20 protein-coding genes are annotated in these 21,741 nt (G+C 70.4%); 7 read left to right on the top strand and 13 right to left on the bottom strand.

Annotated features, from left to right (window positions below; genetic code table 11):
• Positions 1-21: 21 nt before the first annotated feature.
• The gene (locus AC2D10_RS06025; RefSeq protein WP_484711817.1) at positions 22-1,134 is read right to left on the bottom strand and encodes a thiamine pyrophosphate-dependent enzyme; all 1,113 of its coding nucleotides are present in this window, start codon (positions 1,132-1,134) and stop codon (positions 22-24) included.
• A 156-nt stretch (positions 1,135-1,290) separates the two neighbouring features.
• Between AC2D10_RS06025 and AC2D10_RS06020 the strand changes: the two genes are divergently transcribed.
• The 3 genes from AC2D10_RS06020 to AC2D10_RS06010 all read left to right on the top strand — a co-directional run bounded on the left by AC2D10_RS06020 (position 1,291) and on the right by AC2D10_RS06010 (position 4,938).
• Positions 1,291-1,728, top strand: coding sequence for an Lrp/AsnC family transcriptional regulator (locus AC2D10_RS06020; protein ID WP_484711816.1), 438 nt, complete (start codon positions 1,291-1,293; stop codon positions 1,726-1,728).
• A gap of 294 nt (positions 1,729-2,022) precedes the next feature.
• Entirely contained in the window at positions 2,023-3,462 is a 1,440-nt protein-coding gene (locus tag AC2D10_RS06015) for an aldehyde dehydrogenase family protein (RefSeq protein WP_484711105.1), read from the top strand.
• A 3-nt stretch (positions 3,463-3,465) separates the two neighbouring features.
• Complete coding sequence (locus tag AC2D10_RS06010; protein ID WP_484711103.1) at positions 3,466-4,938, top strand: GMC family oxidoreductase; 1,473 nt, start codon at positions 3,466-3,468, stop codon at positions 4,936-4,938.
• 74 nt (positions 4,939-5,012) lie between these two features.
• On the opposite strand, the gene AC2D10_RS06005 is transcribed toward AC2D10_RS06010, so the two are convergent.
• From AC2D10_RS06005 to AC2D10_RS05995, 3 genes are read right to left on the bottom strand one after another with little or no spacing between them, the layout of a single operon-like run.
• Positions 5,013-6,656: an amidohydrolase gene (locus tag AC2D10_RS06005; RefSeq protein WP_484711102.1), complete on the bottom strand. Its 1,644-nt coding sequence runs from the start codon at positions 6,654-6,656 to the stop codon at positions 5,013-5,015.
• A gap of 1 nt (position 6,657) precedes the next feature.
• Positions 6,658-7,497 carry a molybdenum cofactor biosynthesis F family protein gene (locus tag AC2D10_RS06000; protein ID WP_484711101.1) on the bottom strand — a complete coding sequence of 280 codons (840 nt, stop codon included), beginning with the start codon at positions 7,495-7,497 and terminating at the stop codon, positions 6,658-6,660.
• 49 nt (positions 7,498-7,546) lie between these two features.
• A complete protein-coding gene (locus AC2D10_RS05995; protein ID WP_484711099.1) occupies positions 7,547-8,998 on the bottom strand; it encodes an APC family permease in 1,452 nt (483 codons plus the stop codon).
• A 174-nt stretch (positions 8,999-9,172) separates the two neighbouring features.
• Here AC2D10_RS05995 and AC2D10_RS05990 point away from each other — a divergent pair, with 174 nt between their 5' ends.
• Both AC2D10_RS05990 and AC2D10_RS05985 read left to right on the top strand, forming a co-directional pair.
• Entirely contained in the window at positions 9,173-10,012 is an 840-nt protein-coding gene (locus tag AC2D10_RS05990) for an SDR family NAD(P)-dependent oxidoreductase (protein ID WP_484711098.1), read from the top strand.
• Positions 10,013-10,061: 49 nt separating this feature from the next.
• On the top strand, positions 10,062-10,877 hold the full coding sequence (locus tag AC2D10_RS05985) for an SDR family NAD(P)-dependent oxidoreductase (protein ID WP_484711097.1): 816 nt from the start codon (positions 10,062-10,064) through the stop codon (positions 10,875-10,877).
• A 228-nt stretch (positions 10,878-11,105) separates the two neighbouring features.
• Here the strand turns inward: AC2D10_RS05985 and AC2D10_RS05980 are convergent, their stop codons facing one another.
• The 9 genes from AC2D10_RS05980 to AC2D10_RS05940 form a co-directional block, all read right to left on the bottom strand.
• Complete coding sequence (locus AC2D10_RS05980; RefSeq protein ID WP_484711095.1) at positions 11,106-11,756, bottom strand: HAD-IA family hydrolase; 651 nt, start codon at positions 11,754-11,756, stop codon at positions 11,106-11,108.
• A gap of 38 nt (positions 11,757-11,794) precedes the next feature.
• Entirely contained in the window at positions 11,795-12,487 is a 693-nt protein-coding gene (locus AC2D10_RS05975) for an ABC transporter ATP-binding protein (RefSeq protein ID WP_484711094.1), read from the bottom strand.
• Complete coding sequence (locus AC2D10_RS05970; RefSeq protein ID WP_484711092.1) at positions 12,484-14,274, bottom strand: branched-chain amino acid ABC transporter ATP-binding protein/permease; 1,791 nt, start codon at positions 14,272-14,274, stop codon at positions 12,484-12,486. The genes AC2D10_RS05975 and AC2D10_RS05970 overlap by 4 nt, the downstream gene beginning before the upstream one ends.
• Positions 14,261-15,121 carry a branched-chain amino acid ABC transporter permease gene (locus tag AC2D10_RS05965; protein WP_484711091.1) on the bottom strand — a complete coding sequence of 287 codons (861 nt, stop codon included), beginning with the start codon at positions 15,119-15,121 and terminating at the stop codon, positions 14,261-14,263. Before AC2D10_RS05965 ends, AC2D10_RS05970 begins: the two co-directional genes overlap by 14 nt.
• 114 nt (positions 15,122-15,235) lie before the next feature.
• A complete protein-coding gene (locus tag AC2D10_RS05960; protein WP_484711090.1) occupies positions 15,236-16,405 on the bottom strand; it encodes an ABC transporter substrate-binding protein in 1,170 nt (389 codons plus the stop codon).
• A 65-nt stretch (positions 16,406-16,470) separates the two neighbouring features.
• Positions 16,471-16,881: a nuclear transport factor 2 family protein gene (locus AC2D10_RS05955; protein ID WP_484711088.1), complete on the bottom strand. Its 411-nt coding sequence runs from the start codon at positions 16,879-16,881 to the stop codon at positions 16,471-16,473.
• Positions 16,882-16,883: 2 nt separating this feature from the next.
• On the bottom strand, positions 16,884-17,684 hold the full coding sequence (locus tag AC2D10_RS05950) for a MoaF C-terminal domain-containing protein (protein WP_484711087.1): 801 nt from the start codon (positions 17,682-17,684) through the stop codon (positions 16,884-16,886).
• A gap of 216 nt (positions 17,685-17,900) precedes the next feature.
• Positions 17,901-18,857 carry an AraC-like ligand-binding domain-containing protein gene (locus AC2D10_RS05945; RefSeq protein WP_484711086.1) on the bottom strand — a complete coding sequence of 319 codons (957 nt, stop codon included), beginning with the start codon at positions 18,855-18,857 and terminating at the stop codon, positions 17,901-17,903.
• Positions 18,858-18,948: 91 nt separating this feature from the next.
• Positions 18,949-19,812 carry a MurR/RpiR family transcriptional regulator gene (locus AC2D10_RS05940; protein WP_484711085.1) on the bottom strand — a complete coding sequence of 288 codons (864 nt, stop codon included), beginning with the start codon at positions 19,810-19,812 and terminating at the stop codon, positions 18,949-18,951.
• Between the two features lie 82 nt (positions 19,813-19,894).
• Between AC2D10_RS05940 and AC2D10_RS05935 the strand changes: the two genes are divergently transcribed.
• Entirely contained in the window at positions 19,895-20,797 is a 903-nt protein-coding gene (locus AC2D10_RS05935; protein WP_484711084.1) for a BadF/BadG/BcrA/BcrD ATPase family protein, read from the top strand.
• The gene (gene murQ, locus AC2D10_RS05930; protein ID WP_484711083.1) at positions 20,787-21,719 is read left to right on the top strand and encodes an N-acetylmuramic acid 6-phosphate etherase; all 933 of its coding nucleotides are present in this window, start codon (positions 20,787-20,789) and stop codon (positions 21,717-21,719) included. The genes AC2D10_RS05935 and murQ overlap by 11 nt, the downstream gene beginning before the upstream one ends.
• Positions 21,720-21,741: the final 22 nt, after the last annotated feature.

The following is a 21,741-nucleotide window of genomic DNA, read 5'->3' as shown; positions in this document are numbered from 1 at the left end:
TGGGGTGGTCGTGGGTGAGGGTCATGCGGCACCTCCGGTGTGCGACGGAGCGGGGGAGTCGGCGCGGTCGAGCTCTCCGCGCAGTAGCATCCACTGCTCCTCGAGCTGCGGCGAGCGGGTCGCGGTCACGAAGCGGAACAGGTCTTCGGGGTCGGGGTCGGCGTCGGTGTTGAGGGCGGCGCGCATCGCGGCGGCGATGTCTTCAGCGCCCGCGGCGAAACGAGCCTCGGTGTCCTGATCGAGCACTCCGGCGTGGGTGAGATGGGCGCGCAGTCGGAGCAGCGGATCGCGTGCGGCCCATGCCTGCACCTCGGCGCGCTCGCGATAGCGGGTGTCGTCGTCGGCGTTGGTGTGCGCCTGCATGCGATAGGTGTGCGCTTCGACCAGGGTCGGTCCGCCGCCGGAGCGTGCCCGGGCGACAGCGCCTCCGAGCACCGCGAGCACCGCGGCGACGTCGTTGCCGTCGACGCGCTCCCCGGGCATGCCGTAGCCGATGGCCTTGTGCGCGAGTGACGGCGCGGCCGTCTGCCGTGAGAGGGGCACCGAGATCGCGAACTCGTTGTTCTGCACGAAGAACACCACGGGCACGTGGAACACGGCCGCGAAGTTCAGCGCCTCGTGAAAGTCTCCCTCGCTGGTGGCGCCGTCGCCGCACAGGGCCATCACGACCGTGTCCTCGCCGCGGTGCTTGGCAGCCTGCGCGAATCCGACCGCATGCAGCAGCTGGGTGGCGAGCGGGGTGGCCTGGGGCGCGACGCGGTGTGCCCGCACGTCGTACCCGGAGTGCCAATCACCCTTGAGCAGCACGAGCGCATCGGCCGGAGCGACGCCGCGGGCGATGACCGCCACCGAGTCGCGGTAGGTCGGGAACAGCCAGTCGGTGTCGTCGAGCACCAGCGACGCCGCGACCTGACAGGCCTCCTGGCCATGAGACGAGGGATAGACGGCGAGGCGCCCCTGGCGCACGAGCGCGCCCGCCTGATCGTTGATGCGGCGTCCTTCGACGAGCCCGCGGTAGGCGGTGAGCAGAGTGTCGGCGTCGGGCAGCGCGTATCCCGGGTCCGCGACGGCCGTGCCGTCTTCGTCGATCAGTCGCACCGCGATGTCGCGCGGAAGCAGGTCGGTGTGCAGCATCCGTTCGCCCTCCTTGCCGAACTCGATGAGGAAAGTGTGCTCCGAAACCGTCACTCATCCAATGGTCGGAGGCGGATGCTGGACGATCCGATGCATCTTGCCGGTTTCAGTGACGAAGTGTCAGAATCGGAGCCGACCACGAAGGGGTGGGATGAGATGACGACGCTCGACGAGATCGACCACGCGATCCTGGAGGAGCTGCGCCGCGACGCGCGATCCTCGATGACGGCGATCGCCGACGCCGTGCACATCTCGCGTGCCGGGGCGCACGCGCGGATCAAGCGGCTCACGGATGCCGGCATCATCACCGGGTACACCGTGCGCACCGACCCGGTGCTGCTCGGTCACCATGCCAGCGCGTACGTCACCCTGGCGATCGAACAGGCGACCTGGCAGGACGTGAGCGCGCGGCTGCGAGCGATCCCGGAGATCGAGCACATGGCGCTCGTCGGCGGAGACTACGACGTGATCCTGCTCGTGCGGGCGAGTGATGCGCGCGACCTCCGACGCATCGTGCTCGAGGACATCCAGGCGATCCCGTCGATCCGGTCGACGCGGACGATCCTCATCTTCGAGGACTTCACGCGGGCGTAGGTTCCGGTCGCAGTTCCTGCCGGGCGCCGGCGGGCCTGGGGCGTTCCGGTCGCAGTTCCTGCCGGGCGCCCGCGGGCCTGGGGCGTTCCGGTCGCAGTTCCTGCCGCCCCGCGGTGCCGCAGACGGCACGAAGTGCGACCGCAAGCCACCTGCGGAACCACCCCGCCGCATGATCCCTTCGCACTGGGACATCTGCGGCGCGCTCCTCGACAAGTGCGTCCGCACGCACCGATCGAGAATGAGAGGACGACCAGCCCTGACGCTGGGGTGCACCACGCTCGAAGGAGAGTCCCGATGTCTGAATCCGCCGCCTCCGCAGCCGCCGCGCTGCTCGACCGCATCCAGGCGCCGGAGGGCGCAGGACGAGAGATCCCGGATGCCGCGACGCGCGAGATCATCGGACGCGCGCCCGAGCATTCGGTCGACGACCTCGACGACGCCATCGCCCGCGCCGGGGCCGCCCAGCCCGCCTGGGAAGCACTCGGGCACGAGAAGCGCATCGAGCGACTCCTCGCCGCGGCCGACGCGATCGACGCCAACGCCGAGGGGCTCGCGTACCTCCTGTCGCGTGAGCAGGGCAAGCCGCTCAACGGACCGAACGCCCGCTTCGAGCTCGGGGCCTGCTCTGCGTGGCTGCGCACCAACGCCGCCACCGTCCTCGAGCCGCAGGTGCTCATCGACGACGAGACGCTGCACGCCGAACTCATCTACAAGGCCGCCGGTGTCGTCGGCGCGATCGGGCCGTGGAACTGGCCCCTCATGATCACGATCTGGCAGATCGGTCCCTCGCTGCGCATGGGCAACACGGTCGTCGCGAAGCCCAGCGAGTACACGCCGCTCAGCGTGCTCGCCCTTCTCGCGGTGATGAACGACCACCTCCCCGCCGACGTCCTCATCGGCGTCTCGGGCGACCGCGAAGTCGGTGCGCGTCTCTCGTCGCACCCCGACATCGACAAGATCATGTTCACGGGATCGACCGCCACCGGCCGACGCATCATCGAGAGCTCGGCGGGCAACCTCGCCCGGCTCACCCTCGAACTCGGCGGCAACGATGCGGGCATCGTGCTTCCCGGCACGGATGTCGCCGCGGTCGCCGAGGACCTGTTCTGGGGCGCGTTCATCAACACCGGGCAGACCTGCGCGGCGCTCAAGCGGCTGTACGTGCACGACTCTGTGTACGACGAGGTCGTCGACGCGCTGGCCGAGATCGCGGCATCGGTCCCGATCGGCAACGGCCTCGACGAGGACAACGTGCTCGGCCCGCTCCAGAACCGCCCCCAGTTCGACATCGTGAGCCGCCTGGTCGACGACGCCCGAAGCCGCGGCGCCCGGATCGCGACGGGCGGAGAGGCCGCCCCGGAACTCGGCGAGCTGTTCTACCGGCCGACGATCGTCGCCGACATCGAGAACGACGCCGACCTGGTGCAGGAGGAGCAGTTCGGCCCCGCGCTTCCGGTGATCCGCTACAGCGACGTCGACGAGGCGTTCGCGCTGGCCAACGCGCACGACGCGGGCCTCGGAGCATCGGTCTGGTCCAGCGACCCCGACGCCGCCCGCGCGGCCGCGGCCCGCATGGAATCCGGCACGGTCTGGATCAACTCGCACGGCGGACTCCACCCCATGGTGCCGTTCGGCGGCGTGAAGAGCTCTGGCTACGGCCTGGAGTTCGGCGTCGAAGGGCTCAAGTCGGTCGCCGTCACGCAGGTCGTCTCCGGCCCCGGTCGGAAGGGCTGACCGGTGCGCACCGCGATCATCGTCGGTGCCGGAACCTCGGGAGCGATCGTCGCTCGTCGTCTGGCGGATGCCGGCGTCGACGTGACGCTCATCGAAGCCGGCGGATACGACACGAACCCGGCCATCCACGACCCCTCGCGCGCGGGGGAGCTGTGGCACTCCGCCGACGACTGGGACTTCTTCACCGTGCCGCAGGTGCACGCCGCGGGACGGCGCCTGCACCTGCCGCGAGGCAAGGTCACCGGAGGGTCCCACGCGCTGAACGCCATGATCTGGGTGCGGGGCGCGGCATCCGACTACGACCGCTGGGAGAACCAGGGGGCGACCGGCTGGTCCTGGTCCGACGTCGAGCCGGTATTCGATGCGATCGAGCACGACCTGCTCTACGTCAGCGACGACTACACGCTGTCGCCCGTGCAGGCCTCGATCATCGACGCGGCCGTGCAGGAAGGGCTCGCGCACAACCCGAACTACAACGGCGGCACCCTCGACGGCGTCTCGCAGCAGCAGGTCACGATCCGCGACGGGCGCCGCGTGAACACCTGGACCACGTACGCGCAGCCCGTCGCCGACCGGCTCACCATCCTCACCGGTCGCGAGGTGCACTCCGTGATCGTCGAGGAGGGCCGGGCGATCGGCGTGCGGCTCGGCGAAGGCGATGCCACCGAAGAGGTGTTCGCCGACGAGGTCATCCTCTCGGCGGGCGCGATCGGCTCGCCCGTGATCCTCCTGCGCTCCGGTATAGGCCCCGCCGCCGAACTCCAGGCGCACGGCATCCCTGTGGTGCACGATGCCCCGGGCGTGGGGAAGAACCTGCACGACCACCTGCTCTCACCCGTGATCTTCACCACCACGGAACGACCGGTCGGTCCGCCGCAGCCGGGGGTCTCGGTCACCCAGACGCACCTGTTCTGGCGCAGCCGCGACGGACTCCCCGAACCCGACACGCAGCCCATCCACTTCTCCGTTCCCATGTGGGGCGAGCTCGAACCGCGCGGAGACGACGGATTCACGATGATGGCCGGACTGGTCAGCCCGCACAGCCGCGGTGCCCTGACGCTCTCGGGCCCGGGACTCGCCGATCTGCCGAACATCGACCTCGCGGCGCTCTCCGATGAGCGCGATGTCGCGTCGCTCGCGGCATCCGTCCGTCAGTGCCGTCGCATCGGCGCACGACCCGCGCTCGCCGAGGAGTGGGGCGCGGTCGAGGCGTACCCCGGCCCGGAGGTGTCTGACGCCGACGTCGAGGAGTGGGTGCGTCGCACCGCGATCACCTACCACCACCAGGTGGGTACGTGCCGGATGGGCACCGACGACCAGGCGGTCGTCGACCCGCAGCTGCGTGTGCACGGCATCGACGGACTGCGTGTGATCGACGCGTCGGTGATCCCGACCGTCCCCACCGGCAACACCAATGCGCCGGCCGCGATGATCGGCGAGCGCGGAGCCCGGTTCCTCCTCGACCTCGACCGCTGAGACGCCGCTTTTCGCGACGAGACCCCGGCCTGCTGACGTTCGCAGGCCGGGGTCTCGTCGCTATTCCGGGGTCCTCAGCGTGTGAACACCTCGCGACCGGCGAACCACGTCGACAGCACCGGCGTGTGCACGATCTGCTCGGCCGGGCCTGCGATCGCATCGCGCGCGAGCACCACGAAGTCGGCGGACTTGCCGACCTCCAGCGATCCGGTCTCGCCCGCGAGGCCCATCGCGGTCGCGGCGTTGATCGTGAACACATCCAGGGCCTCCGCGGCGCTGATCGCCTGCTCGGGCCACAGCACACCGGGCGCACGTTCGAGCGGATCCGCCCGGGTCACGAGCCCCTGCAGACCCTCGAGAGTGTTCGGCGACTCGCTGACCGGCCAGTCCGATCCGCCGGCGACCAGCGCGCCCGAGTCGATCAGGGCGCGGTTGGGCTGCGAGTGCTCGGCGCGTTCGCCCAGCACATCCGACAGCGCCTGCGGAATGACCCCGGGGTACCAGATGAACGGCGAGATGTCGGCTGAGACGTCGAGCGCCTGCAGCCGCGGGATGTCGGACTCGGCGAGGAACTGCCCGTGGGCGATCTGGATCGGCGTGGTCACGCCCTCCGCTCGCAGCGCCTCGGCCACGTCGAGCACCAGTCGGGCCGACCCGTCACCCGTGCAGTGCACCTTGGCGCCGAGACCGCGTGCGGCGACGGAACGCATCCACCCGGCGAGCTCGTCGAAGGTCATCGTCGTCTCGCCGTGGAAGTGCGCGCCATGCGCGGCATCCGCCGGATACGGCTCGAGGAACGACGCGGTGCGGGCGGGCGGCACGCCGTCGAGGAAGATCTTCACGAAGTCAGGCCGGTGATGCGCGGTGCGGAACTCCTCGCCGCGCTCGATCAGCGGCACGCCGATCGGGTCGAAGCCGAAGATCTCGTCGTTGATCAACAGCGACGACACGACCCAGGCGTGCAGCTCGTCCGCCCGGTCGAGGTCGGCCAGCGCCTGCAGGATCTCGACCGAGACCCCGGCGTCCTGGAACGCCGTGATGCCGAAGGAGTTCAGCAACTCGACCCCGCGTCGCGACGCCGCGGCGTGCTGCTCGGGCGTCAGCCCTCCGGTGCGGTCGAAGGCCTCCTGCACCGGGATGCCGGCCGCCTCCAGCAGCACACCCGTGGGCGTGCCGTCGTCGGGATCGAGCGTCGTGACCCCGGATGCCGGAACGTCCCCCGGCGTGATGCCGGCGAGCTCCAGCGCCCGCGTGTTCGCCCACCGGTTGTGACGGGAGTCCTCCATGAGCACCACCGGGCGGCCCCCGGCGGCCTCGTCGAGGAGCAGCCGCGAGGCGGTGTTCGCTAACTCCGGCAGCAGGGTGGTGGCCACCGCACCGCCGACGATCCAGGCGTCCGCCGGCAGCGTCGACGCCTTCTCGCGCACCCGATCGAGGATCGCGTCGAGGCTCAGAGACGCCGGCAGCGACAGCTCGAACAGATCGGTGCGACCGGCGAGCGCATGGTGGTTGTGCACATCGACGAACCCCGGATACACGGCGGCGTCGCCGACGTCGAGCACCCGCGTGCGTCGGCCGCAGAATCGCTCGACATCGGCGCGGGAGCCGACCGCGATGAGGCGTCCGTCGAGCACGGCGAAGGCCTCGGCGAGCGGGTTCTGCCGGTCGGAGGTGCGGATCACGGATGCCGTGACGATGAGGTCGGCGACCGCCGTCATGTCAGCTCTCCCCGAACGACGCCGGCTCGAGCTCGGGCGTGTGCAGCGTGGTGGACAGCAGCCGTCCGTGCGCACCGAAGGTGAAGTGCGTCGGCACCTCGCCCGACTCGTCGAGCCCGAACAGCACGCCGTGGGAGCGGATCGCGTTCACGTCACGGTGGTCGGCGATGGTCACCGACGCGCACGGGATGACCTTCTCGCGCCACGCGAAGATGTAGATGCCCGGCCGCACCTCCCACACGCTGTTCTCGTCGGTGTCGGCGAGACCGCGCTCCGGACCGGCCAGGCACTGCCACGAGTACCAGCGCGACGACAGGTACACGTGCTCGTAGGCGTGCTCCTCGCTGTAGACCCATTCGACGCGACGGCCGATGAGCGTCGTGGTGGGCGCCGCTTCGACACCGGTCACCTCGGCGCCGTCGATCGTGCTCGGCACGAAGATGTGCTGCACGCGAGTGCGGCCCTTCTCTGGCGCATCCAGGATGAGCGAGATGATCGCGAGCGCGCGTCCGTGCCGCAGATCGACGACGAGCGACACCGCCTCGTTCGGCAGGTAGCGGTGGTGGAACTGCACGAAGTAGAGGTCGTCGTCGACCTCGAACGCCTCGTAGTCGTCGGTGTCGGATGCCGCGGCGGTCGCATCCTCCGCTCCGGGCTGGTAGTCCCACGCCACCGTGGTGTCGTCGAAACGGTGCACGATGCGCGTGCCGCGGGCGTCGACGACGGCGATCTCGCGTCCGCTCAGCGCGGTGCTGTGCGGTGCCTTGTTCGCGTCGAATCCGGGCGCGAGGCCCTCCAGCGGCAGCCAGGTGGAGGTGTCGGCGGGGTTCAGCGTGGTCATGTTCTTCCTTCGGTGGGAGGCGGAATGTCGAGATCGGGAGGCGAGCCGGTCAGCGCGTGGCGACCTTCTCGAGGTCGGTGGCGAGCCCGTCGTACACGGCGGGCTTCGCGCGCTTCAGATACGCGGCGTAGGCGATGCCGCCGATCAGGGCGACGACGAGCAGCAGCGGCATCAGGCGGATCGCGAGCTCCTCGGATCCGGCGACGATGTTGAAGTTGACGACCGCCAGCACCGAGATCGCCGCGATGCCGAGGAACCCGATTCCCGGAGCGATGAACGTGCTCCACCAGCGCGGGTCACGCGCACGGCGGAAGTACACCACGATCGAGATCGCGGCCAGGCCCTGCAGGACCAGCACGCTGAGGGTGCCGAATCCGAGCATGGCCGGCACCAGGGTGAGGATCGGATCGGCGCCGGCGATCGCGAAGATCACCGCGACGATGCCCGCGAACGCCGCCTGCACGATACCCGCGAGCTGCGGGGCCCCGTTCGCCCGGGTGCGGGCGAGGGCATGCGGCAGGATCCGGGCGCGGCCCAGCGAGTAGAGGTAGCGGGTCGCGGAGTTGTGAAACGCCAGCATCGCCGCGAACAGGCTCACCAGGAGCAGCACCATCATGACGGTCGTCATCGGGCCGCCGAGATACTGCTGCGAGATCGAGAAGATGAGGTCGCCGGTGGGCAGGTGCTCCAGCGCGGTCGCCTGCGCCTGAGCCACCCCGGTCGCACTGACGACGGCCCAGGTGGTGACCCCGAGGATCACGCCGATCGCGATGATCGAGGTGTAGGTGGCGCGCGGGATCGTACGCAGCGGCTGCTTGGCCTCTTCGCTGAACAGCGCCGTCGCCTCGAACCCGAGGAACCCGGTCGCGGCGAGCAGCAGACCGATCGGCAGCGAGCCCGAGAACACCGCCTCGGGGCTGAACGCGCCCAGGTCGTAGCCGGTCTGCACGAGCACCGAGACGTCGAAGACGACCAGCATCAGCACCTCGAGCACCAGGCAGACCCCCAGCACCTTCGAGCTGAAGTCGACACCGATGCGGGCGAGCACGAAGCACACGACGATCGAGACCAGACCCCAGACCAGCCAGTGCACGTCGAGTCCCGTGAGGTCGCGGATGATCGTCTGCATGAAGAACCCGCTCGTGCCGATCGTGCCGACCACGAAGAAGTTGTAGCCGAGGGTGGCGATCAGTCCGGCGATCAGACCGCCCGTGCGTCCGAGCCCCTTCACGACGAAGGCGTAGAAGCCGCCCGCGTTGACCATCTGCTTCGACATCTGCGCGTAGCCGACCGCGAACAGCAGCAGGATCGCGGCGACGAGGAAGAACGACATCGGGGTGCCGCCGCCGTTGCCGAGGGCGATCGCGAGAGATGCGACGACCACGATGCCGGTGAGCGGCGCCACGGCGGCGAGCACCAGGAAGACGATGCCTGCGACGCCCAGGGCGCCGGGTCGGAGTGCGGTGTGCTCGGTCGTGGATGCGGAGGTGTGCTGTGCCACGTCTGCTCCTTTGCTCGGTGACGGCCGCTTCCGCGGCATCGGCGACAGGGCGATCGTCGATAGAGCGAGTCTGCTCGCGCTCCCGAGCCGCCGCTTGACCCTGAGCGAAAGACGGGTGTGCCAGCGCGCACACCACCGGTGAAGCCGTTCGCCGGGCGGATGCGGCGGAGCAGGATGACGGAAGACACCGCCGTCCTCCGACCGCGCCGACCGGCGCACGGACGCGGTCGAGGGAACATGATGGATCTTCAGCTGGCTGGCACGACCGCCCTCGTCACGGGTGCGGGCAGCGGCATCGGCCGTGCCGTGGCGCGTGCGCTCGCCGCGGAGGGGGTGCGGGTCGCCCTGCTCGATCGGGATGCCGCCGGACTGCGCGAGACCGCGGGCACGGGCGGCTCAGCCGAGGGTGTCGAGGCCTGCCCGGACGCGGTGCTGCTGGTCGCCGACCTCACGGTGGAGCAGCAGGTGGGCGACGCGGTGGATGCCGCGGTGGCGGCGCTCGGGCGCCTCGACGCCGTGGTGTGCTGCGCCGGCATCTCGGGCCCGGTCGGCTCGGGCATCGACGAGACCACGCTCGCGGAGTGGAACGCCGTGTTCGCAGTGAACGTCACCGGCGCGTTCCTCGTGCTGCGGCACGCGCTTCCGGCGCTGCGGGCCGCGCCGGCGGCATCCGTCGTCCTGCTCTCGAGCGACTCCGCGACGGTCGCCTCTCCCGGCATGGTGCCGTACGCGGCGTCGAAGGCGGCGCTGACGCAGTTCGCGCGGGCGCTCTCGGTCGACCTGGCAGGCAGCGGCATCCGGGTGAACACCGTCGCGCCGTCGATCGTCGACACTCCGATGAGCCGGGGCGACCTCGGCGCCGACGCCCTCGACGACCCGGCGTTCCCGGTGCAGACCGCCGGCGAGGTGGCCGCGCACGTGACCTACCTGGTCTCGCCCCGCAGCCGGAGCATCAACGGCACGACACTTCTCAGCGACTTCGGGTACAGCGCCCGGTCCGGATTCCCTGCCTAGGGGACCGCATCATCCATCGCGCACACGCGCCACAGCATCAGGAGCAGATATGGGACTCACGGTCGGATCGACGGTCTCGGGACGCGTCGTCGTCATCACCGGCGGCGGCACGGGCATCGGCGCCGCCATCGCCGAGCGGTACGCCGCCGAGGGGGCGCACGTCGTGGTGGTCGGCCGCCGACCCGAGCCGCTGCAGGCGGTGCAGCGCGCCGTGGGAGCGCACCCCGTGGTGGCGGATGCCGCCGACACGACCTCCGCGAAGGCGGCCGTCGCCGAGGTGCTGGCGACATTCGGGCGCATCGACGTGCTCGTCGCGAACGCGGGAGGCCACGGGTTCTCACCGGTCGCCCAGACCGACGACGAGAGCTGGGAAGCGTCGATCCGAGCGAATCTCACCACCGCGTTCGTGATGGCGCGGGAGTCGCTCGCGGCGCTGATCGAGTCGAAGGGGCAGATCGTGATCGTGTCGTCGCTCGCCGGGCTGTTCGCGGGGCCGTCGGTCGCGGGCTACACCGTGGGCAAGCATGCGCTGATCGGACTCACCCGCTCGCTCGCCCGCGACTACGGGCGGCAGGGCGTGCGCGTGAACGCGATCTGCCCCGGGTGGGTGCAGACGCCGATGGCCGACGAGGAGATGGACGAGTTCGCCACGCAGGCGAAGCTCGGCTCGCGCGAGGAGGCGTACGCCGCGGTCACCGCTGACGTGCCGCTGCGTCGCCCCGCGCGGCCGGCAGAGATCGCGTCGGTCGTGCGGTTCCTCGGCTCGGGGGAGTCGTCGTATATCACCGGTGCCGTGATCGTCGCCGACGGCGGGTCGCACGTGGTGGACGTGCCGACCATCGCCTTCGACCACGCGGGGATGTAGCGCGGGGCGCGGGGCGCGGGGCGCCGGGCGCCGGGCGCCGGGCGCACGCCGTTCCGGTCGCAGTTGCTGCCGCCTTGGGCGGGCGCCGTTCCGGTCGCAGTTGCTGCCGCCTCGGGCCGATGGCGGCGGCACGAAGTGCGACCGGAACGGGGCGCGGCGGCGGGCGGCGGCACGAAGTGCGACCGGAACGGGGTGCGGCGGGGCGCAACGGCGCGAACCGCGGGGGCGTCAGCCGATCGTGAGGGTGAAGCCGTCGGCTGTGGGGGCGACGGCGACCTGTGACAGGTCGTCGACGTGGAACGTGGGGGAGTGCGCCCCGGCGTGCGGTCCGACGCCGAGCACGCGCATGCCCGCGGCGAGTCCGGCCTGGATGCCGGCGCCCGAGTCCTCGAACACGATGCAGTCCGCGGGGTCGACGCCCAGCAGCCGCGCACCGAGCAGGAACCCCTCGGGGTCGGGCTTCGACGCCGAGACGTTCTCGGCGGTGACGGCGATCGCGGGGACCGTGAGCCCGGCCGCGCGCATGCGTGCGGTCATCAGCGCGACATTCGCCGACGTGACGATCGCGTGCGGGTACGGCTCGATCGCGGTCAGCAGATCGTGCGCCCCTCCGATGGCGACGACGCCGTCGACGTCGTTCGACTCGTTCGCCAGCATCACCTCGTTCTCCTGCAGGTTGATGGCGTGGTCGCGCTCGGGCAGCATGATCGCCATGCTCTGGTGCCCCTGGCGCCCGTGCACGACCTGCAGCACGCGCTCCGGGTCGATGCCGTGCGGTTCGGCCCAGGCGAGCCAGAGCCGTTCCACGACCGCGGTCGAGTCGACGAGGGTGCCGTCCATGTCGAGGAGGACGGCGCGGGCGTGGATGGTCTGGGTCACCCCCTCAGGCTATCGCCGCGCCGCGACGGCGCATCCGTTCATCCGCCGAGGTACGCGCGATGCAGCAGCGCGGGGTCGGCGGTGAGCGCGTCGGAGGTGCCCTGGAACGACACCTGCCCGCCCGCGACCACGACGGCCTCCCGCGCGAGCCCGAGCGCGAGCTGCGTGAACTGTTCGACGAGCAGCACCGCCACCCCGGATTCGGCGATCGACTGCACGATGGGCATCAGCCGCAGGAACACGACCGGCGCGAGTCCGAGCGACATCTCGTCGATCAGCAGCACGCGGGGCTTCGCGGCGAACGCCCGCGCGAGCACCACCATCTGCTGCTCGCCGCCCGACAGCAGTGCGGTGGGGGAGTCGATGCGCTTCTCGAGCTCGGGGAACTGTGCCAGCGCGGCATCCACCTCGGCCGGCGTGCGGGCGGTCAGTGAGATGTTCTCGCGCACGGTGAGCGAGGGGAACACGGCCCGACCCTGCTCGATGTGCACGATCCCCCGGCGCGCCCTGCTGACGCGCGACAGCTTGTCGATCGGATCCCCGTCGAGCGTGATGGTGCCGGCGGAGTGCGGCGTCACCCCCGAGATCGACTCGATCAGGCTCGTCTTGCCGGCGCCGTTCGGGCCGACCAGCGCGAGCACCTCACCGCCGCGCACGCGCAGCGAGACGTCGGAGATCACCGGTCCTGCGCCGCGGCGCACCGTGACGGCATCCAGCACGAGTTCGCTCACTTCAGCAGCTCCGTCTCTCCCATGTACGCCTTGACGACGTCGGGGTTCGCGAGCACGTCGGCCTGCGGCCCGCTGGCGAGCACGCGACCGAAGTCGAGCACCGTCAGGGTGGGGCAGACCGAGCGGACCAGGTCGAGGTCGTGCTCGATGATGATCAGCGCCACGCCGTAGCGCGCCGGCAGCTCGCGCAGTCGCGCCGCGAGGGCCAGGTGCTCCTCATGCGAGAGTCCGGCCGCCGGCTCGTCGAGGATCAGCAGACGCGGGCGTGCGATGACGTTCGCCGCCACTTCGACCAGGCGTCGGGTGCCGACGTCGACGCTCGACAGGCGCGCCCGTGCGGGCGGGCAGCCGAAGAAGGCCAGCACCTCGTCGATGTCGGATGCCGCGAGCCGGCGTCGTGCGACGAAGCGCACATACGCGCCGATCGTCAGCGCGGGCGGCACGCGATCCTGCTGGAAGGTGCGCCGCAGCCCCCGCCGGGCCCGCCGGGTGGGGGAGAGACCCGCCAAGTCGCGGTCGCCGAGCAGCACCCGGCCCCCGTGTTTGGGCAGGAAGCCGCTGATCGCGTCGACAAAAGTGGACTTGCCGGCGCCGTTGGGACCGATCAGCCCCATGATCGACGCGGCCGGCACCTGGAACGACACGTCGTCGAGTGCCTTGAGTGCGCCGAACTGCACGGTCAGCCCTTCGACGGTGAGCACGGGCGCGCCGTCGAGAGCAGCCTCGTCGACCGTTGCCGTGGTGGTCGTCGTGATGGCCGAGGCGTCGGGGGCGGCGTCGTCGGGCAAGGCCGTCAGCGCCGCGCTCGCCGCTCGCCGGTCGGCGCGGCGGTAGAAGAGATTGCGGATGCCCTGGCCGAGGTTCGTGCCGCTGGTGAGCGCCTGCACGCCCAGCGCGCCGAAGATCACGAAGCCCCAGTCCTGCGGGATTCCCCACCGCTTGAGGAGTTCGGGCACCAGCACCCAGAGGATGCCGCCGAAGATCGCCATGTCGATCAGGTGCGCGCCCGACATGACCGCGAGCACGTAGAGCGCGAGCGACTGCAGCGGCGTGAAGCTCGAGGCGAAGGGCAGCTGCACCTGACCGGCGAGCAGACCGCCGGCGATGCCGCCGAGCGCGGCCGAGACCGCGAACGCCGTCAGCTTGGCGAGCTGCACGCTCTGTCCGGCGGCGGCCGTGCCGCGCTCCGAGAACGCGACCGCCTTCCAGCTGGATCCCCAGCGGCTGCGCTGCAGGAAGAACACAGCCAAGGCGCAGAAGGTCAGCGCGACGATCGAGAGGAAGAAGAACTCCCGGTCGTTCGAGAATATCTCGGGACGCTCGATCGCGGTGCCCTCGGACGAGCCGGGGAACTGGATCTGCACGAGCGTCACGTCGGCCGCCGCCGCGAACCCGAGCGTGACGACCGCGAGGTTCACGCCGCGCAGGCGCAGGGCGGGGAGGCCGACGAGCACGCCGACGAGTCCGGCCGCGATGCCGCCGAGCAGCAGCCACACCACGAAGCCGCCCGGTGCCTGCAGCACGTTGAGCAGCGAGACGATCCACGCGCCCACGGCCGCGAACGTCAGTTGGCAGAGCGCGATCATTCCTGCGGATCCGGTGACGATGCCGAGCCCGAGGATGGCGATGCTCGCGATCACGGCGCTGATGGCGAGGAAGACGAAGTAGCCGGGCAGTGCGGCGCTCAGCACGGCGCCGACGCCGATCGCGGCGACACCGGCCGCGAATGGCCACGACACCCGGAACAGGCGACTCTCGGTGAAACGGGGGCGGTCAGCGAGCGGCATCCCACACCTCCTTGCGTTGCGTCCACAGCAGCAGGACGACGATGAACAGGAACGGGAGGAAGTTGCGCACGAGGGCGACCTCGTCGATCTGCGCGACGAGCCCGCCGAGCACGCCCAGCACGATGCCGCCGATGACCGCGAGATCGAGTCGGCGGAATCCGCCCAGCAGTGCGGCCGCGGCGGCGGGCACGATCAGCATCGACAGGCTGGTGGCGTCGTTGGACTGCGATGGTGCGACGATCATGATCGCGATCGCGCTGATCACCCCGGTCACGAACCAGACCGCGATGGAGAGCGGACGCGAGCGGATGTCGAGGAGCTCAGCCGTGGTCGGGCGCTCCGACAGGGCGCGCAGCTGTGTGCCGACCCGGGTGCGCCGGAGCACCGTCCGCACCACGAGAGCGGTCACGACCGCCATCGCCACGGTCGCGACGGTGACCTGACTGACCACGACGCCGCCGAGCGAGAACGCGGGGCCGGCGATGAGGGGCGTGAACGGCTGCGGCTTGTTGCCGAACAGGATGAACGACATCGAGATCAGCAGCAGGAGCGGGCCCACGGTCATCGCCGAGCGGGTGGTGGTCGTGGCCTCCGACAGCCACGTGGCGGCGATGAAGCCGATCGCGGCCGAGAGCAGGCCCGCGACGAGCACGCCCAGCACGGTCCCGAGCCAGATCGGCAGACCGAGTTCGCGCACGAGCCAGACGGCCGTGAAGCCGCCGAACATCCCGGTCGCGGCCTGGGCGAAGTTGACCACGCGCACCAGGCGCGACATCAACGTCAGGCACACGCCGAGGACGGCGTAGAGGCCGCCGGCGGCGAGACCGGCGATGGCGCCTTGCAGCATGAGGCGTCCTTTCTGAAGTGGCCCGTCGTCTCGCAGCTTCGCTGCTCGCTCAGGAACGGGGTTGCTTCCGGTTCCTGAGCGAGCGAAGCGAGACGAAGGGCGTGAGGAGGGTGGCTAGTCGCCGATGCGGAGCCAGTCGTCGGAGACCTGCTCCCAGGCGTTGGTGCCGGACTTCAGGATGATCGGCCAACCCGCGGTGTTCTGTGTGCCGAACGCGTAGGGCGTGCCGACCATCGGGTTCTCGATGGGCTCCATGTTCTTCAGGGCTTCCGCGACGCTCTCGCGCGTGATGTCGCCGTCGATGCCCTCGAGCACCTCGATGAAGTACGTCGCAGCGAGGTAGCCGCCCTGGCTGAACGAGGTGAGTGCGATGTCGTTCGACTCCATCAGCTCACGCCAGTCGGCGTTGATCTCGCTCTCCTCGGTGAAGGGGTAGAACTCGGCGGGCACGTAGATGCCGGCGCCGGCGTCGTCGATCGCGTCGGCGAAGTTCTCGCTGTAGACGCTCGTCAGGTACAGCCAGGTGACGTCATCCCAGCCCTGGGCGTTGGCGGCCTTGACCTGTCCGATCGCATCGGGTTCGACGGGGTTGATCGCCAGTGCCTTGCAGCCCTGGTCCCGCGCCTTGACGATGTAGGGCGTGTAGTCCGACGCCCCGTACGGCACGGTGTCGTCGACGTACTTGGGTTCTTTGCCGGTCAGCTCGGTCCACTTGTCGATGGCCGCCTGGTAGGTGGGACGGGTGGATCCGGCGATCTCGAGCAGGATGCAGATATCGTCGAGGCCGAGCACCTCGGATCCGTACTGCAGCGTCAGGGTCATGTCGTTGAACGGACCGACGTTCGCCGGTGAGATGTTGTCGCTGGCGAAGCATCCGGTGTCGACGCCGATGCCCGGCAGCGACAGGATTCCCTCCTGCTCGTAGTACTTGGCGTTGATCTCGCATTCGATGAGGCTGGCGGAGCCGACGAGAGCGACGGCGCCGTCGCTGCCCACGATCTCGCGCGCCGACGCGGTGGCCGTCGCCGGGTCGCCCTTGTCGTCGAGCATCTTGTACTCGATCATCTGTCCGTCCAGGCCGCCCGCCTCGTTGAAGGCGTCGAAGACGGCGGCTGCCGCCTGCGAAGCTTCGGGGAAGGTCGCCGGTCCGCTGATGGTGTTGACGGAGCCGACGACGATCGGGGCGCCGTCGCCTCCGCCGTCTCCGGATCCGCCGGCGCAGCCGGCGAGGGTGAGGGCGGCCACGGCGAGGATCGCCGCGGTGCCGGATGCTCGTCTGTTCATGTGCTTCCTGCCTCTCATGGTCATGTGGTGCTGTGTCGTGTGGTGCTGTGTCGTGTGGTGCTGTGTCATGTGGTGCTGCGTGTGGTGTCGTCGCGCAGTGCGCGGTTGACCATCTCGGTGTCGGTGAACTGCTCGAAGGCGATGACCTGCCCGTCGGCCAGCCGCCAGAGGTGGGCGACGCGGGCGGCGAAGAAGCGGCCGGTGGTGCGATGGGTGCCGGAGTACGTGCCGATGCCGACCACGACGTCGCCGCCGTCGACCACCTCGTCGATCGCGACGGTGTAGTCGTCCCAGTCCTCCTGGATGCGGGCGAAGACGTTCGCGGTCACCGCGTCAGGGCCGATGTAGGTGCCCGCGTACGGGAACCCGGCGGCCTCGGTCCAGCGCACGTCCGCGGCCAGCGGGGCCAGCATGCCGTCGAGGTCGCCGCGGTCGTTGGCGGCGTAGTGGGCGCGGATGATGTCGGCGTTGCCCATGGTCACACCGGCTGCGCGTCGGGGTAGCGGACCGACCCGAGGGGGTAGATGTGACCGCCGCCGCGGGAGTGCTCCGCCTGGCCCTCGCCGTTGAGGCCGAGGAAGATCCCGGTCGTCATCAGCGCGTAGCCCAGGTCGTGCAGCCAGACGCTCGCGACAGCGATGCGGAACTCGCGGAAGCAGAACAGGTAGAGCCCGTCGGCGAACTTCCATACCGTCGACAGGTCCATGTCGCCGTGTCCGCGCTGTACGCCCTCGAGACACTGCCAGGCGTATCGCTGGCTGGAGATGTAGACGTGCTCGTACAGGTGCTCGGGGCTGTAGCGGTAGACGTTGCGCGTGCCGATCAGGTCGCGGCTGGGGCCGGGAACGTCGCCGGTCGCGGGGCCGGCATCGGTCGTCGCAGCCCAGAATTCCTGACCGACCTGCGGAGTCCCTTCGACGGACTCGGCTGCGATGCGGGAGCGCACGACGGTCGCGCGGTGCGTCGTCGTCGAGAAGACCACGGTCACCGCTTCGCGTTCGCGGCTCTCGAGCGGGATGTTGACGAACACGACGTCGTCACGCACGCGGACCGCGTCGTACGGGTCGGTGCCGGAGGCGTCGAAGCCGGTCCAGGCGACCGTGTCGGCGGCGAAGGTCAGGGTGAGCGTGGCGCCGTCGTCGAGAGTCAGCGTGACCCCGGTGCCCTCGAGTGCGATGTTCGGCAGGCGGTAGGTGTCGATGCCGGCGGCGAACTCGTCGTAGGTGCGCCACTCGTCGAGTGCGGGATCGAGTGAGCGGTCTGTGGAGATGTCGGTCATGGGAGTCCAGACGTCGCACGTGGCGGAGCTTCACTGCTCCGGGCGCCGCGTCATCGCGGTGCGCTTGCCCCATGCTGTGGCGTGCTGTGGCATCGGCTCAAGCGTGCGACGGCCATCGCGCGCCGAGAGTCAATCGGCGTGCCCTCCCGGGCAAGAGCACGTGCCCTCCCAGACCGGACCCGCCGCTCAGCGGCTTCGGCGGGCGTCAGCGGGAGGTCAGCGCGCGGCGCGGTATTCGCTGGGCGAGATGCCGAATGCCGTCTTGAACGCGCGGCTGAAATGCGCCGCATCGACGAAGCCCCAGCGGGCGGCGACGGCCGCGACCGGGCGGTCGGCGAGCATGGGGTCGAGCAGATCACGTCGGCACTGCTCGAGTCGGCGCGTGCGGATCCAGGTCGACACGGTCACACCCTGCTCCTGGAAGAGCCCGTGCAGGTGCCGCGTCGAGATGTAGTGGGCCGACGCGATGGTCGCCGGACCCAGGTCGGTGGAGGCGAGGTTGCGGTCGATGTAGCCGCGGATGCGCTGCACGAGCGCACGGTGCGGGTCGGCCGAGACCGCGTCGAGCCCGAGCTCGCGGGTGAACACGGTCGTGACCAGGTCGAGGGCGCTGTGCGCGAGGCGCGCTCCGGTGGTACCGGCGAGTTGGTCGAGGTTCCCGGCGAGCTGGGTGAGGTAGGGCACGACCATGCCGCCGAGCCCCTCCTTGCCCGAGATGCGCACGGCGGTGAGCTGGCCGATCATGTCGGACGGCAGGCTGATCAGGTGCTTGGGGAACATCACGACCATGGTGCGGAAGTCCTGGTCGAACACCAGGGAGTAGGGGCGGTCGGTGTCGTAGACGGCGAGGTCGCCCGCCTGCAGCACGGCTTCGCGGTCGTCCTGGATGAGCAGGCCGGTGCCGGCGAGCATCAGACTGACCTTGAAGTACGAGCGGTCTCCGCGGGCGATCAGCTCGGGGGTGCGCTCGACCACGTGCGAGGTGGCGCGCACCTCGGTCACATGGACCTCGTCGACGGACGCGCCGCGGATCACACCGCGGAAGTGGTCGGGACCGCCGCTGGAGACCTGCAGCGGCACGAAGGACTCGGACACCGCAGCGCGGAACTCACTGATGTTGCGCGCGACGAGAGTCGACACCGACTCGGCAGGGGCAGCGGGGGCACCGTTCATGGAAGATCACCTCGGGTGGTGGAACGACGACGTTGTATACGATCCGTGGGGTGATGTTATCACCGGATGCGCCCGAACGGTCAGCGGGGATTCATCCGTCGGCGCGAAGCGCCTGCGTGGCATCCGCTGTCCGCTGCAGTGCGTGCACGGTGTGCGCGTGGCGGCGCTGGGCGACGCCGACGAAGAGGCAGTCCACGAGGGCGAGCTGTGCGATGCGGCTGACCATCGCACCGGCGCGGAACCGGGCCTCGCGGGCGTGCGTGAGCAGCACGTGGTCGGCGTCGTCCGCGACGGGCGAGCCGAGGGCGCTGGTGATCGCGACCGCCGTCGTGCCCGCCCCGCGGGCGGCCTGCAGGAAGCGCAGCGTCTCGACCGTGGTGCCGGAGTTCGAGAAGCCGATCGCCACCGCCTTCGGTGAGCTGAGGGCGGCTGCGGCGATCGCTTCGTGGGCGTCGGAGAGCACGATCGCGGTGCGTCCGATGCGCAGCAGCTTGTGACCCAGGTCATCGGCGACGAGGCGGCTCGCCCCGACGCCGAACAGCAGGACGCGCTGGGCGTCGTCGATCGCATCGACGACCTGTTCGAGCACGCCGTAGTCGAGGTTGGCGACGGTCTCCTCGATGGCGAGCAGTTCGAGCGCGGCGATCTTTCCCGCGGCCTCTCGCAGCGAGTCGCCGACGGCGATCTCGGAGCCGAACCCGGTGGGTGCGCTGAACTGCACCGATTCTCGACCGAGCTCGGCCGCGAGGGCCATGCGCAGTGCCGCGTAGCCACGCAGACCGATCACGCGGCAGAATCGCACGACCGAGGCGACCGAGGTCTCGCACAGGGCGGCGAGTTCGGAGATGGTGCTCTCGACGGCGGTGGTCGGGTCGTCGGTGATCACACGGGCGATGCGAGCGAGGGAAGGGGGGAGCGTCTCGGCGGCCGTCGCGATGGTCGTCTGGATGCTCACTGCTCTCCCGTCGGTGGCGGCCTGACCGGCGCGCTCGTGAACAATTGTTCCATGACTGCGCAACTCTGCGTAGACTATTTTCATGCTTCCGGATCCGCCCGCCACCGATGTCGCCGTGGATGTCGCCGTGGACCTCGGCAAATCGCGGTGTCGCGTCGTCGCCGAGGGGTTCGCGTCTGAGGGTGTCGGATCGCCGGGCCTCGCCGCCCGTGATGGAGTCGACGCGGCCCTGAGCGCGATCGTGCCGCTGCTGCCGACCGGGGCCCGGATCGCACGGATCGGAGTCGGTGCCGCCGGGGGATGGGCAGCGCCCGCCGCCGCACAGCAGCTGGCCGATGCGCTCGCCGCACGCACCGGCGCTCGTGTCGCCGTGGCCTCTGACGTCGTGACCGCCCACGCCGGTGCCCTGGGTGGCGCCGAGGGGGTGCTGCTGATCGCGGGCACGGGAGCTGCCGCACTGGGCATCGACGCCGGCGGAGCGCGACTGATCGACGGATGGGGTCCCGAACTCGGCGACTTCGGCAGTGGCTCCTGGCTCGGACGCGAGGCGCTGCGCGCCGTGCTGCGGAACACCGTCGCGCTCGCGCCCGACTCCGTGCTCGTCGATGCAGTGGCCCGACGCATCGGCCCCTTGTCCGGCATTCAGGACTGGCTTGCGCAGCCCGAGCCGCTCGCACGCCGCCTCGCGACCCTCGCGCCGCTGGTGCTCGACGCCGCGGACGCCGGCGACGATGTCGCACGCGGGATCCGCGCCGAGGCGATCCGGCTGCTGAAGGACGCCGTGGTCGCGGCGTCGTCCGCGACCGATGTCGTGCTGCACGGCGGCCTCACCGACCACGACGGCTTCCGCGCCGCACTCACCGCTTCGCTGCAGACCGCCGGGCGCCACAGCGTCGCGGCGATCGGCACCGCGCTCGACGGCGCACTGCTGCTCGCCCGTCGCCTCGATCTTCCCCACGAAAGGTTCGTGCACCGTGCCGAATGACACCCGATTGACCGACCTGCTCTCCGTACTCTCGAGCCTCGACACCGAGGCCTCGACGACCGAGCGCGGCGACCTCGATCTGCTCGAGACGACCGAGCTCGTGCGCCGCATGAACGCCGAGGACACGAAGGTTCCGGCGGCCGTCGCCGAGCGTGCCGCCGAGATCGCCGCCGCGGTCGACGGCATCACGGAGCGGTTCCGCCGCGGCGGTCGCCTGATCTACCTCGGCGCGGGCACGGCCGGACGCGTGGGTGTGCTCGACGCCAGCGAATGCCCGCCCACGTTCGGCACCGACCCCTCGCTCGTGGTCGGCCTGATCGCGGGCGGTGAGACGGCCATCCGCTCGGCGGTCGAGAACGCCGAGGACGACGACCGTGCGGCGGAGGCGTCGTTGCGCGAGCTGGAGTTGTCGGCGCTCGACACGGTGGTGGGCATCTCGGCCTCGGGTCGCACCCCCTACGTCATCGGTGGGCTCGAGTTCGCACGCAACGTGGGCGCTCTCACGGTCGCGATCGCCTCGAACGCGGGGTCGGCGATCGGTGCGGCGGCCGAGATCGCGATCGAGGTCGTCACCGGAGCCGAGTTCATCTCGGGCTCGACGCGACTGAAGTCCGGCACGGCCCAGAAACTCGTCGTCAACATGCTCACGACCCTGTCGATGATCAAGCTCGGCAAGACCTATCACGGCGTGATGGTCGACCTGCTCGCCACCAACGAGAAGCTGCGCGCACGGTCTATCCGCACCGTGTCGCAGCTGACCGGCATCAGCGTCGACGAGGCGGCGGCAGCGCTCGACGCGGCGGAGGGGTCGGTCAAGCTCTCGCTGCTCACGGTCATGACCGGGGCGACGCCGGCTGCGGCATCCGTCGCACTGCGCGAGGCCGACGGCATCCTGCGCGACGCGATCACCGCGCTCTCCTGACGCGTTTCCTCACCGGGCCTGC

The organism is Microbacterium sp. PI-SA-G, from assembly GCF_057215335.1.
Note: the sequence above shows the minus strand (reverse complement) of the source record. Positions and strands in the feature narration are given on the sequence as shown.